Raw genomic sequence first — 13,485 nt, 5'->3', positions numbered from 1 at the left:
AATTCAGTAAATACTAATGTAAACGCTTAACGGAATTATTATGCCAGAAAGATAATTTCAGAAGGATCTCAGAAAGGCTGTCATCTGTAGAAATTCTGATTCCAAAGAGGAGCTGAAGAAAAAGCAAAAATATTTTTTGGTGCATTCCTTAAAGACTGTGGTTTATTGATGTGTTGCGTGAGGTGTTACCATTGTTAAAACGGGATGATTGGAGTGGAATTCTCGCGGAAAGCGAGCATCTTCGAGCGGAAAAGCTATGGGAAACCTTTATCCTTATATCAATTGCTGAACGGAGGGAATGTGCGGGGCCGCTGCAGGGAAAACTTGTTAGCGGGCTCAAGGCTTGGCTGCCTGTATTGCAGGTCTGCAGACGGGAATTCTGTGGCACTTTATAGAATATAATCAAATGACTATTCAAGAAAAAGAAAATCGTATATAATCTAAAAGTGTAAGATAATTTTATAGGTCTATCTTCGGGGCGGGGCGAGATTCCCCACCGGCGGTGATGAAGGATCATCCTTCTAAGCCCGCGAGCCTTAGGGCAGGATTTGGTGAGATTCCAAAGCCGACAGTATAGTCTGGATGGGAGAAGATGGAGGTTCCGGCAACGTTCAAAACAGCATGTCTGCTGAACGTTTGTTTGCTGATGCCGCTATTTATCCCTTTAATTTCAATGTGAATTAAAGGGTTTTTTATTGGGATCTGCAGGCAAAAATGGAACTGATCCTCTTTTTCGTGGGGTAGACACAAAAAAGAAGGAGAGAGAACTATGAAAGAAAGTAAAGTTAAAAAAATGGTCACAGTGGCGATGCTTGGGAGTCTGGCATATCTTTTGATGCTGCTGAATTTTCCGTTTCCCGGTTTGCCTGCATATCTGAAAATTGATTTCAGTGATCTTCCAGCTTTGGTTGCTGCCTTGATTTTTGGGCCATTGGCCGGAATTCTGGTTGAATTCATTAAAAACCTGCTGGACTTTGTCATGATTGGAAGCCCTACAGGTGTCCCTGTTGGACATATTGCAAATTTTGTAGCAGGGGTTGTATTTGTTCTTCCTGCATACTATATCTATAAAAAAGCCAGCTCTAATAAAGGAATGACATTAGGCCTAGCCGGTGGAGCTGTCTCGATGGCGGTCCTTATGAGCCTGCTGAATTATTTTGTCTTTCTTCCGGCATATACGATGTTCATGGGATGGGCGGCTATGTCTGGCGAACAAACAAGACAGCTTGTAACGACAGCGATCCTTCCGTTCAATATGATCAAGGGTGTATTAATGGGGATTGTATTCATGCTGCTGTTCACGCGCCTTCACCCCTGGATCAATAAACAATCACGCTATAAAAATGCTTAAATTTTGCAGGAAAAGCCGAAAGCTTAACAAGCTTTCGGTTTTTTGTATGCAGTGCGAATTTTTCCTCAGAGCTCATTGGGAACATAAATGGATAACCTAAAAAAGGCTGCCGGCTTTGTTGGCAGCCTTTAGACATTATCGGTGTTTTTTTTGTCTCTGTCCTAATATCTCTAAAGCATAATGTTTTAGGCTGTTTTCGTAAACTTTGCTGCTACCTGAACCAGTGGTTGATTTCCGCTCCAGGATGCTTCGCTTTCCGCGGGGCGTGAGCTGAGCCTCCTCGACTTGCGTCTGCGGGGTCTCATCTGTCACGCTGATCCCGCAGGAGTCTCCGCACCTTCCGCTCCAATCAACCTGCTTTAACAATGGATTTGCCTCGAGTACTTTTTAAGAAACAACAATCTTTGGGAAAAGAGCCTATAATTAAAATGGAACTATTACCATTTTTAACCTTGGAGTATAATGGGAAATAGGTAAGTGGATTTTCCTGAAATTACCCTGCTTTTATTCCGCATACAACAAGCATTATATTTTTACAAAGTTTCATTACTAATTCCAAATCTTCAGGTGCTGAAAGAAATCAGTAAATGATGAATTTGCAGAGGGAGTATATATTTGTTAAAAGGAAAAATAAATTTAAAAACTATTAGCCATCTCATTTTTAATGCTTTTGTATTGTTATGCAGTATTTGTGCAATTTCTTCACTGCCTTCTATTTTATATAAAAATAAAATAATTGGATTTTATCCTGAGCAGTATATACAAAGATTTATCTCAGTATTAATGAATCTTTTTTCAGTTAGAGATAAAAACATTATACTGGGTTTTCATGAAGTTGTACCTTTGTTTAGTTATTTACCTAAAGCCTATACATATTCTATGACCATTTTATTGATATCTCTAATTTTATCAATGATCATCGCTGTTTTAGTTACATATATCTATATTTATCTGCCAAGGAAAGCTAAAAAGATTGTAATGATAATTATTACAATCACTGAAATATTACCTGATATATTTATTATTATTTCTATTCAATACTTTATAATCTATATTTATAAACATACTGGTATAAAGATTTTTCAATTATATGGATTTAGTTCTAATGTTTATGTCATTCCTATTTTTTGTTTAATGATTATTCCGCTGTTTATGTTGATAAGATTACTAATTGCCATTACTGAAGAGGAATATGAAAAGATGTATGTTGAATTTGCAGTAGCGACAGGTGTCTCTAGAAATCAAATTTTCTTTAAACACGTTTTTAGAAATTTATGTTATTCTTTATTGCAATATTTAACAGTAATTTATTGGGTTATGCTGTCTAGCTTGATAATTATTGAATATTTATTTCAAATGAAAGGATTTACCCTTTTAATGTACCGTTTTATGTCTGAAGATGTACTTGCTATAGGCATCATTCTAATTTTAATCCCATATGGAATAATATTTTTATTAATAAAAACAACCGTTATAAAAACGGGAGTGTGATTTATTATGTTGAATTTTATTAAAAAAAAGCCACTGCTAACACTTTTAGTTATATTAATAACGATATGTATCATTAGTTTATTTTATAGTGTAATAGTTAAGGAACATATTAAGGCTGATAGAATACATATAACAGAAAATGGTGATACTGAATTTGCTCCATTTCCTCCATCCATTCATCATCCATTAGGAACTGATAGAGGAGGAAATGATTTAGTTTTAAGAGTACTCGATGGTGCAAAATACACCATTTTTTTCATTACTATAGTATCTCTTGCCAGAATCATAATTAGCATTACATGTGCTTATCTTTTAGTATTTCCACTTAAGAAGGTCAGCAATAAAATACAGCTTTTTTTAATGCCCTTTCAGTATATTCCGGCTTTTGTTTTAGTAAATATTCTTTCTCCAGACCTTATATTCTTGAAGACTCAAATGGGCTATACCAAAATGATTATAATTCAGCTTTTGATCATCATTTTTGTGGGATTTCCTATATTAATAAATACTGTTTCAAATGAAATGAAAGAAATAGTAAAAAGTTCATACATAGAGGCCTCAATGCATTTAGGTGCTTCTAATTGGCGTATCTTAACGAAACATATAGTGCCAGTTATGAAAAATCGCTTAATTAGTTTATTTTTACAGCAAATTTCAGCTAATTTATTACTATTAATTCATTTGGGGGTATTTAAATATTTCATTGGGGGAATAAAGCCGGGGAATATTGCAGCAGATCCCGAAAGAGATGCAAAATACTTATCCCAATCCGGAGAATGGGCTGGTATGATTGGACAGAGCATAAACGATATATTAACTGCTCCATGGATATTATTTAGCCCACTTTTACTATCAGTAATATTTTTAATAATAGTTAACTTACTGTCAAAACAGGAAGTTAAAATAGGCGAAAATTAGAAATTAAATATTTTTAAGAAAGGCTGCTTTCGTAAACTTTGCTGCTTGCTCGATAAATAGACCTTTTAACATGTATGTATATGGAATAAACGGTACCAACACTTTGGGGAAGAATAACAAAAAAAGCCATCCTCATTTTGAGATGGCTTTTTTTGTTATTCGAATTTCATTGCGTCGCCGTCAAATGGTTCATCGGCAACTTTGATTGAATCTGTCGGGCAGCCTTCAAATGCATCCATCATATCATCAAGGAGAACATCTGGAATCTCGACGATGCCTTCATTGTCATCAAGCGTAACAAATGCGATTCCTTCGTCATCGTAATCATAAATGTCTGGCGCAGCAGCACCGCAAGCGCCGCATGCGATACATGTTTCTTTATCAACGATTGTATATTTTGCCATTAATATCCCTCCCGGTAGGTTCAGCGCTATCGCTCCCAAGAGGTTGGAAGCTCTAACTCTTTACTATTGTAAAACTGAAATACAAACTTTTCAATAAAAATCTCTAATACAGCGAGCTGGAAAGAGGGTCCCTGTTATTTTTTCAGTTTGTAAAATGACCATTCACCTGTCAGCTGAACGCTTGCTGAGTCCAAGAAATTTGAAGATTTTATCTTTCATTTTGGCTGTTCTATGTTTCAGGCGGTAATAAATTATCACGGTGATTCCTGCAATTTGATACAATGGAACTAACTTTACTATAGGGTTGTGATGGACATTGATTCGCCACTATTTAGAGGCAGTTATTTTATATAGCATTAAAAAGTTTAAAGGTGAACGCTCGGTTCATGGAATTTATCATATGCTAAAAGGAAAAAAATCGTCACAGACCATCCAGGATGCACACTTCTTCCGCCTGGCTCCCTTGTTTGGGACCGTTCCTTCGCTTTCTAGGGAAGAATTGATGAAAACAGCGGTAGGGCTGGAGAAAAATGGGCTGATTGATTCTGGAACAAGAGAAGATCATTTTATCATCAGCCGGCAGGGAGAGGAACTGCTCACAGATTATCTGGACAAACAGCCATTGCCGGCGGCGCTTAACGGATTGAAATTTCAAAGTGAAGCTTTTGCTTTTTGGGGGCGGCTTTCATTGCTTATCCAATCCCTTTCGCATATTATTCGCTCTCAAAAATCCTTTTATCCGATTCAGCGGAATCTGGGCATACAAAGCTTTGTGAAACAGTTTCTGTCTGGCACAGGAAAAAACCGCCTTCTTTTGGCAGAACATCTTTATTCCGAACTGGTCAGTCTTTTAGAAACAAGGGAAGCACTGGAGCAGAAAATATTTGTGCTGAAATTGTCCGGAAGCCACCGTATAGGCAATACATATAATCAGATTGCTGCAGAGCTTGCAGATGATGAATGGCATATAAAGTTTGTATTCCTGGGTACCATTCATTTTATGATGGAGCAAATATCATTAGGCAAGGGGGATTACCCTTTGCTGGCATCCTTGCTGAAAAATAAGGGAAAAAGCCATAATGATTCCCTGACACAATCGTCAAAAGCTACACTTGACTTTTTGGCAAAAGGCTATTCCCTGCAGGATATAGCGGGAATAAGGAAACTTAAGTCAAATACCATAGAAGACCATATCGTCGAAATTGCACTGGCTGACAAAGAATTTCCGATCCATGACTATGTATCGGAGAAAGAAAAAATGGTCATTTTACAGGCAGCTGGCGAAAGTAAAACTAAACAGTTAAAATCCATTAAAATGCTGGTAAAAGATGAAAGCATCAGCTTTTTTAAAATTCGTCTTGTGCTCGCTAAAGCAGGGGATAACTTATGAATCTACATGCAGCATTAAATAAATATTTTGGTTTTAAGGAGTTCCGCCCCGGCCAGGAGGAAATCATTTCCTCGCTTCTTCACGGGGAGGACACGATTGGCATGCTGCCGACTGGGTCAGGTAAATCGTTATGCTACCAGCTGCCGGCATATCTGCTGAATAAGCCGGTTATTATTGTTTCACCGCTTCTGTCTTTGATGCAGGATCAGGCGGAACAGCTGAAAGCAGGTGGGGAAAAGAGCGTTTTGACGCTGAATTCCTTTTTATCTCCAGCTGAAAAAAGAAAGGCAATCGCAAACCTGCAGGATTTCCGTTTCATATTTATGTCACCTGAAATGCTCGTACTTGAACATGTCAAGGCAGCTTTGATGCGTCTCGAAATCGGATTGTTTGTCATTGATGAGGCTCACTGTATCTCCCAATGGGGTTATGATTTCAGGCCGGAATACCTCGAACTAGGCGTGATTAGAGGGAAATTATCCAATCCGCTTACGTTAGCACTTACTGCTACCGCAACAAGGGAAGTGAGGAGCGATATTAAAGAGAAGCTGGGGCTTAGCTCGTGCCGCGAAGTGATTTCCTCCGTTGACCGTGCCAATATCTCACTTATTGTGGAAAAGCATCATTCTTTTGATGATAAATTAAACCGTTTAAACGAACTGGTCCAATCCTTACAGGGACCAGGAATCATATACTTTTCGAGTAAAAAGGCCGCGGAATCGTCAGCGCAAAAATTATTGGAAATGGGAATAAAAGGGGTCGGCTGCTATCATGGGGGAATGGAACAGGAAAATCGGATTCTGATCCAGCAGCAATTTTTAAACGGCCAGCTGAATATCATCTGTTCAACATCCGCGTTTGGCATGGGTGTCAACAAGGAAAATGTCAGATTTGTCATCCATTTTCACACCCCAGCCAGCATGGAGTCATATGTCCAGGAAATCGGCAGGGCAGGACGGGACGGTTTAGAAAGCCTGGCAGTCCTCCTATATTCCGAAGGAGATGAGGGCCTGCCCATTCGTCTTTTGGAGCAGCAATTTCCTCTTCCCGTCCAGATGGAGGCTGTTTTTTCCTTTATAAGAAATCATGGCGGAAATCTTGATGTGATTTTAGAGGAAGAAGAAAAGCTGATGATGGCATACTCCCTGAATGAAACTCAGTGGGGGTTCATTAAACATTTCATTCAAAATAACCGATTGAGAAGTATAGGGGATATACAAAGAGATATGCAAGAGTATGCAGCTGACAGAACGCAATACAATTTGAAAAAGTTTCATCGCTTTTTCGGATGGCTGCATAGTACATTGTGCAGGCGTACAGGAATTATGGAATATTTTGAAGAGACGCCGGCAGGCAAGAAGGAAAAGGATTGCTGTGACCATTGCGGATTGAGGGCAGAGGACTTTTTTAAAAGCATGCCAGATCAAGGTAATCACGGGGACAACTTTTACTTCAGCTGGAAAGAAGAATTAGCCCGGTTTTTGCTTCTGAAAGATGTTCACGATGAAAAATAAACAAGCGGAATTGATCAAACAGCTCTCAGATAAACAGCTGATCTATAACTTATTTATTACGCAGCTGATATTATTGGCGGCGGCCCTGCTTTTAGGTCTATTTTTATTCCCGGATATCGCCTCATTTACTGCCTTGTTCAGGATAAGCGACATCAATATTGCGGTGATTGGACTGCCGGCAGGAGCTGCTGTTGTGGCTTTTGATATAATCATGATGAAAACCATTCCTGCTTCCTGGCAGGATGATGGCGGCGTCAACGAAAGGATTTTTAAAAGCCTCAGCTATCCGCTGGTGCCTGCAGCTGCCCTGATTGTCGCTTTTTGCGAAGAAGTGCTGTTTCGCGGGGTAATCCAGACAAATATTGGGCTAGTTTGGACAAGCGTTATATTCGCGCTCGTTCATTACCGCTATTTATTTAAATGGTATCTGCTGGTGAACATTGCCGGCCTTAGCTTTTTTATCGGCTGGATTTATAGCGTAACAGGAAATTTAATGGTAACCATCACTGCCCATTTTATTATTGATTTCATCCTGGGAATTATACTGAAAAATAAGCAGGGAAAAGCCTGAAGAAAGAGGATGTTTATGGACACGGAAAGAACTTCACAGCAAGATCAAGCCCATGAGCTGAGAACGAAAGCAGAGAGGCTGAAAACATATCCGCCTCTGCCAAGCAGAAGTGAAATACATCGAAATAAAAAAAAGAAAACCAAATTGAAAATCAAATTTCCTCTGCTTAAGCTGCTGGCCTTATTTTTTATTCTTTTGCCGATTACCATTTACTTTTTGAATGCCCATTTTAAAAGTCCCTTAAAGATACTTTCTCATTCTGAGCCATCCAATGTTGAGCAGGTGGAAATTGTCGATGAACCTGTAAGCACGGCTGGGGAAATTGAGAAAGATGCATCAGGGGAAACGGAGAAGAAATCTGCTGCCCCTGTAAAAACGGAAACTCAAAGTGCGCAGCAGAATGCCGAAACAGCTTCTCCGGCACTTGAGAGGAATGCGGAAACAGCTTCCGCAGCATCTGAGAAAAAAACAGTGCCTGCTTGGACGTCACCAAAGAAGAAAGCTGAAACAGCCTCGGCAGCGCCCAAGAAAGCTGAAACAGCAAAAGCGCAGAAAAAGGCTGCTCCTGTATACAGCGGAAATGCAAAAAGTGCGCCGGCTGCTTCTGCCAGCCACTATAAAATACTGCTGCACACCGTAAAACCGCAGGAAACAATGTACCATATTTCAATGACTTATTACCATTCAAAGGACGGCATACCGCTTATAATGAAGTGGAATCACTTGTCTAGCTACGATTTAGCAGCGGGCCAAATACTTAAAATCCCGATTAAACAATAAATCCAGGGAAATCATGTTTTATGCAAAGCTGCATGGCCAATCAATAAATACAGGATAAGCTATGTTGAATTTGCTGTTGATTGGAACGCAGGGATGCTTGCTCTACGGGAGCATATTATAGTCCTGCAGGATTGTGGCACACCTGCTCCAGTCAACAAAGTGCAAACATCAATAATGTACATTAACAAAGCCGATTTTAAAGGAATCTGGCTTTTTTTAATTTTCCTGTTTTCGAGTATATTGTTGCTGTCCTTCTGGGCAGTCTCCAGTGGGCAGGGCCGAGTATTTAGAAGATCTATTCAAAGCCGGTAATAACAATGTAAAATTAAAAGAATTCATATAACCCATTAGCAAAATAATCATAATCATTATCAGTGATAATTTTTCCTCCATAGCCTTCAAAAAATATTTGTTTATCTATCTCATTTTCAAAAGCATTCCGTTTAGGACGAATAGCTAATGAAACATCAAACCTGGGGTCTCCAAATGCTCCATAGCCCCAATCGATAACTCCAGTAATTACTCCATGTGATACCAATACATTATCTATCGTAAAATCTCCGTGAATAAGGGTTTGATTATAGTCTTTTGGCTGATTTTCTTTTATGCTTTTTAATAACTCTTTAGTTCCGTCTACCTCATGGATTTTACTGTTTTTTTCTGCTTTATACAGCATTAGGTTAAGCCAGCGATGTTCATTTATTAATTCATCGGGACACGGCGTTGAGTGTATTTGAGACAAGATTCTGCCAAAGTTAAATATTATTTCATGACGATTTTCTTTTTTCTTCTCATTGAGTAAAGCTGACGACCTTAAAGTTTCTCCTTCTAAAAAATCCATTAGGATCCAAGAAACAGTATCATTTTCTACCTCTAAAAATTTTTTCACCTTTGGAATGGGCAATTCTGTCTTATTGGTTAAAATGTTTAAAATGAATCGTTCTTTTTTTAATATAGAACAAAACACTTTACCCTTTGTCCTTTTAAGTACAAAAAATCCTTGGTCACTATTAATCAATCCTACATCAGAGGTGTAACCTTGGCGCGGATAGCTTATAGAATTTATTTTATTTAAATATTCTTTTATTTCAACAGGAATTTCGTCCATTCGTATTGGCAGCAACTTACGAACTCCTCCATTACTCCTTATTCAACACCTTGGCTTCACGTATGTTATTTCGCAGGGAAATCAAAAATCCCTTTTAAAAAGCAACAAAGTTTACGAAAACAGTCTTATCTAAAAATCATCCCGTAAGCAGGGCTGCCAGCCCGGTGCCTTTCTTTGCGGAATATATTTGGTACAAGCGCATATAGTTTTCCTGAGAGAATGTTATAAGGGGGCAGACTGTCATGGACTCTGCGATTATAATGCTTGATGAAAATACAGATCAGGCAACAAGGCAAATGCTTCAGAAAGTAATTGAGAAAAAAAGAAAATATGAACGCTTAAAAAACAAGCATATTTTCAGCATTTGGACCTCTATGATTATGGCTGTCCTATTGTTTGGGTATGTGTATTATTATATTGTTGTACCATATTCTTCTTCTTTTTTTACTATGTTTTCAATGTTTGTTGACCGCTTTTCACACTTTGTATTTTTATCGGCTTCAATAGGCATGTATGGGTATATGCTTATGATTAAAAAGAAAATGGATAAAGCTGAAAAAGAGTATCATGGCTTGCGCTGTGAAATTATTGATAAAAGCAAGGATCTCTGGAAAAAGGAACAGGAGTGGAAAAACCGCCATAAGGTATTTGAAATGATGAAAAGCAACTATGATATAAACCTATATCATGAAAGTAAATAAATACATGCATATTCTCTCTTCAATGAGGGGATTTTTTTTATCAAAACAAAGGCGGGGAGAATATCCTGCGCAGGCTGAGATATATACAGCCATACAAAGCTTGCACTGACAGTCATTTATAGATAGTGTAGGAATATATAGGAATGTCAATAATCAATGTATCGAATAACGCTGTTTTTTAAATCAGATCTTATTAGAGGGAAGGTTTGCCTTTGCGATGATTGTATTAATATGCCTTGCAGTTATTGCAGCAATTATTGCTGTGATTATAGTGATTATGTATAGAAATGCTTTTTTGGACCGTGTTTTGTCGGAAGATCTTACATTCCCGCAATTTCCTGAATCCTTTGGGAAGGTTACGGTCTTTTTTATTTCTGATATACATAGAAGACGGGTTACGGATAAGCTGATCGGGGCAGTCAAGGGAAAAGCCGACATGGTGATACTCGGGGGAGATATTAGAGAAGGCGGCGTTGCCTTAAAACAGGCAGAAGACAATATCATTAAGCTTAAAGAAGCGGGACCTCTCTACTTCGTATGGGGCAACAATGATTATGAAGGTGACTATCATTCACTCGATGCGATGCTTCTGGATCATGGAGTCAGGATTCTTGATAATACTGCGGTATCTTTTCAATCAGAACAGGGAGAAAAAATTTCGCTGATTGGCATTGATGATATCAGCGAAGAACGGGACCGGCTTGATTTGGCGCTTTCTGATGCCGAAAAAGGGACTTTCCGGATATTGGTCTCACATAATCCTATCGTGAAAAAACAAATTGAAGACGAACATGGTATCAGCCTGGTAGTATCCGGGCATACGCATGGAGGGCAGATCAGGGTATTCGGTTATGGGCCTTATGAAATCGGCAGCATTTACACTGAAGGAGATTGTGTATATCTAACAAGCAATGGCTATGGGACAAGTACGGTTCCTCTCAGGCTCGGGGCCAAACCGGAAACGCATATAATCACTATCCAAAAGGGAGAGAAGACCTCAGCAATAAGAAATGAGCTGCAAATGTAGCGTACAGCATATTGGAATTTTACATCGCCTATGTAATGTTCTATACTTTTTTCAGTAGAACGTTCTGGATGGAGGACTTATGAAGGATGCAGGAAGGAAAATACAATATAAAAGCAGTTTCTAAAATGCTGGACATCATGCCAGGTACCTTGCGGGCTTGGGAACGGAGATATAAAGTAATTGCTCCTGTAAGGAACGAATCAGGGCATCGTCTATATACAGAACAGCATGTGAAAACGCTCAAATGGCTGATTGCTAAATTAAACCAGGGATTTACCATTTCCCAGGCCATTGCTCTTTTGGACCGGGATGACCCCAAAGAGGAAAGTGAAGATCATCCAGACGAGGGCCCGCATGAAAAGAACCTGGGGGACGAGCTTCTTCAGGCTCTTTTAAGCTTTGATGAAACAAGGGCACATGGCATTATCAATCAGGCTTTTGGTATGTATACGATTGAACAGGCTGTCGTGAACATCTTAGGCTCGCTTCTGGTTCAGATAGGGGATATGTGGGAAAAAGGGGAGATTACATCTGCCCACGAGCATTTCGCATCATCTGTATTAAGAAGCAGAATCAGCTTTATCATGCATACCCTGCCGGTCAACAGCATGCTGCCTAAAGTGATTACAGTCTGTGCTCCGGGAGAATGGCATGAATTTGGATTGCTGATTTTTTCATTGTTTTTAAAAAGAAAAGGATATCAAACGGTTTACTTAGGGCCAAGCATTGCAGAAAAAGATCTTTTTGTTGTCCTTGATATCATCAAACCTAAAGGGCTGTTTTTTTCCTGCACCATGATAGATTGCTTAAACCCGGCACTCGAGCTGATCGGCGAACTGAAAAAGCAGTTTCCTGATCTTGCTGTAGGAATTGGCGGTGCGGCTGTTGATGCCTCTTCACCCGCTGTCTTAAAAAAGTACAAAGATTGTCTTGTCGGAAATTCCCGCACTGAATGGGAAAACTGGCTTGATGCGTCTATTCAAACCTCTTAGGATATATGCACCCCAGATAGCCGCCTTCATATGATATATGAAGATGGTATCCAGGGGGCATTTTTTTATGAAGCTTGAGCGATTGACCAACAATAAAATAAAAATATTTTTAACCTTAGATGACCTTATCGACAGAGGCATAACGAAAGAAGATATAAAAGGGAATTCGCTGAAGGTCCACAAGCTTTTTCAGGATATGGTAGAAGAAGCATGTGATGAATTAAGTTTTAAAATGACAGGATCCATTGCGATTGAGATTTTCAGCCTCCAGGCTCAGGGACTGGTTATTATCGTCACAAAGGACGAAGAAGAGCTGCTGTCTGATGAAGATGAGTTTTTGGACCTGCAGGTTAAGGTAGGGGAGCATCCGCACATTTTATACAGATTCGAAGATTTTGAGGACGTCATACAATTGTCGCATTCGCTAAGGTTCAATGGGATAGCTAAAAGCTCGCTGTTTAGCCTTGAAGGCCATTACTATATGTGGATAGAAGATGTCGGAGAAGATTTATTCAATTTGGCCATCTCCCTGGCAGCTGAATATGGCTCAGTTTCTACGCTGACACTTTATAGGCTTCAGGAGTATGGGACTTGCATTATTTCAGGAAATGCTATTTCAGTTATGACGGAATATTTTAAAAAATGACTCTGTGAGTACTGTTGCTGAATTTATGCCAAATGCAGATTTGTCGTTGAGAATTAGGCTTTCTTCTGCTTGCGATAATCTCCAAGAATGGGCAAAGGAGATACTAGTGTACTATTTAATGGCGGTGTGAAAGCCCTATAGGCGGTTAAATAAAGCCTTATTCAAAAGGAAACTCCATTTACTTTGGAGTTCCCTTTCTTTATTTTAGGCTATTTTCCTAATTTGACGATTCCATTGTTAAATCAGGTTGATTGGAGCGTTAGGTGCGTGACTCCTGCGGGATTAAGGGAACAGGTGAGACTTCTCAGGGAACCGGGAGGATCACCGCCCGCCCCGCGGAAATCAGCTGCCTTGTTTCATAGCCGTAAAGTTTTCGAAACCAGCTATTGGCACTGTTAAGATACATTGATATTTTGGCGGGTTGCAGGCAGTTCATATGGAATCAATCAAATAATTTATATTACCATAATTTTAGAACTCGATTTATACTCTTTTATCTTTTAATTATGATTGAAAACGCCGGGAGTTGGCAACGTTTACAAAATCATGTGAAAAAATTGGACAATTGCTTTTTTTATCCTTTGCAGAAGGT

The 13,485-nt window shown here is 39.1% G+C and carries 13 protein-coding genes and 1 riboswitch; of the genes, 11 read left to right on the top strand and 2 right to left on the bottom strand.

Annotated elements, in window-relative coordinates; all coding sequences use genetic code 11:
* Window positions 1–465: 465 nt before the first annotated feature.
* A riboswitch (FMN riboswitch) is annotated at window positions 466–598 on the top strand.
* Window positions 599–769: 171 nt separating this feature from the next.
* From ACN6MY_RS16945 to ACN6MY_RS16935, 3 genes are all read left to right on the top strand, one after another.
* Complete coding sequence (locus tag ACN6MY_RS16945; RefSeq protein ID WP_419881240.1) at window positions 770–1,351, top strand: ECF transporter S component; 582 nt, start codon at window positions 770–772, stop codon at window positions 1,349–1,351.
* Between the two features lie 615 nt (window positions 1,352–1,966).
* A complete protein-coding gene (locus ACN6MY_RS16940) occupies window positions 1,967–2,842 on the top strand; it encodes an ABC transporter permease subunit (protein WP_419881239.1) in 876 nt (291 codons plus the stop codon).
* A gap of 6 nt (window positions 2,843–2,848) precedes the next feature.
* On the top strand, window positions 2,849–3,760 hold the full coding sequence (locus ACN6MY_RS16935; RefSeq protein ID WP_419881238.1) for an ABC transporter permease subunit: 912 nt from the start codon (window positions 2,849–2,851) through the stop codon (window positions 3,758–3,760).
* A gap of 155 nt (window positions 3,761–3,915) precedes the next feature.
* On the opposite strand, the gene ACN6MY_RS16930 is transcribed toward ACN6MY_RS16935, so the two are convergent.
* Entirely contained in the window at window positions 3,916–4,164 is a 249-nt protein-coding gene (locus tag ACN6MY_RS16930) for a ferredoxin (protein WP_071351144.1), read from the bottom strand.
* A gap of 400 nt (window positions 4,165–4,564) precedes the next feature.
* On the opposite strand from ACN6MY_RS16930, the gene ACN6MY_RS16925 reads away from it, so the two are divergent.
* The 4 genes from ACN6MY_RS16925 to ACN6MY_RS16910 are packed head-to-tail and all read left to right on the top strand — an operon-like array spanning window position 4,565 to window position 8,419.
* A complete protein-coding gene (locus ACN6MY_RS16925) occupies window positions 4,565–5,554 on the top strand; it encodes a helix-turn-helix domain-containing protein (protein ID WP_419881237.1) in 990 nt (329 codons plus the stop codon).
* Entirely contained in the window at window positions 5,551–7,068 is a 1,518-nt protein-coding gene (locus tag ACN6MY_RS16920) for a RecQ family ATP-dependent DNA helicase (RefSeq protein WP_419881236.1), read from the top strand. Before ACN6MY_RS16925 ends, ACN6MY_RS16920 begins: the two co-directional genes overlap by 4 nt.
* Window positions 7,058–7,639 (top strand): CPBP family intramembrane glutamic endopeptidase, encoded by a 582-nt coding sequence (locus tag ACN6MY_RS16915; RefSeq protein ID WP_419881235.1) that lies wholly within the window; start codon window positions 7,058–7,060, stop codon window positions 7,637–7,639. The genes ACN6MY_RS16920 and ACN6MY_RS16915 overlap by 11 nt, the downstream gene beginning before the upstream one ends.
* Before the next feature lie 15 nt (window positions 7,640–7,654).
* Window positions 7,655–8,419, top strand: coding sequence for a LysM peptidoglycan-binding domain-containing protein (locus ACN6MY_RS16910; protein ID WP_419881234.1), 765 nt, complete (start codon window positions 7,655–7,657; stop codon window positions 8,417–8,419).
* 325 nt (window positions 8,420–8,744) lie between these two features.
* Here the strand turns inward: ACN6MY_RS16910 and ACN6MY_RS16905 are convergent, their stop codons facing one another.
* Window positions 8,745–9,542: a phosphotransferase family protein gene (locus tag ACN6MY_RS16905; protein ID WP_419881233.1), complete on the bottom strand. Its 798-nt coding sequence runs from the start codon at window positions 9,540–9,542 to the stop codon at window positions 8,745–8,747.
* Between the two features lie 227 nt (window positions 9,543–9,769).
* Here ACN6MY_RS16905 and ACN6MY_RS16900 point away from each other — a divergent pair, with 227 nt between their 5' ends.
* The 4 genes from ACN6MY_RS16900 to ACN6MY_RS16885 all read left to right on the top strand — a co-directional run bounded on the left by ACN6MY_RS16900 (window position 9,770) and on the right by ACN6MY_RS16885 (window position 12,893).
* A complete protein-coding gene (locus ACN6MY_RS16900) occupies window positions 9,770–10,228 on the top strand; it encodes a YpbF family protein (protein ID WP_419881232.1) in 459 nt (152 codons plus the stop codon).
* Between the two features lie 217 nt (window positions 10,229–10,445).
* Complete coding sequence (locus ACN6MY_RS16895) at window positions 10,446–11,255, top strand: metallophosphoesterase (RefSeq protein ID WP_419881231.1); 810 nt, start codon at window positions 10,446–10,448, stop codon at window positions 11,253–11,255.
* A gap of 86 nt (window positions 11,256–11,341) precedes the next feature.
* A complete protein-coding gene (locus ACN6MY_RS16890) occupies window positions 11,342–12,247 on the top strand; it encodes a MerR family transcriptional regulator (protein WP_419881230.1) in 906 nt (301 codons plus the stop codon).
* A 67-nt stretch (window positions 12,248–12,314) separates the two neighbouring features.
* Entirely contained in the window at window positions 12,315–12,893 is a 579-nt protein-coding gene (locus ACN6MY_RS16885; protein WP_419881229.1) for an adaptor protein MecA, read from the top strand.
* Window positions 12,894–13,485 lie beyond the last annotated feature (592 nt).

Source organism: Peribacillus sp. B-H-3 (assembly GCF_048572925.1).
Lineage (GTDB): Bacteria > Bacillota > Bacilli > Bacillales > DSM-1321 > Peribacillus.
The sequence above is the reverse complement of the archived record's forward strand: the minus strand, read 5'-3'. Positions and strand labels throughout refer to the sequence as shown.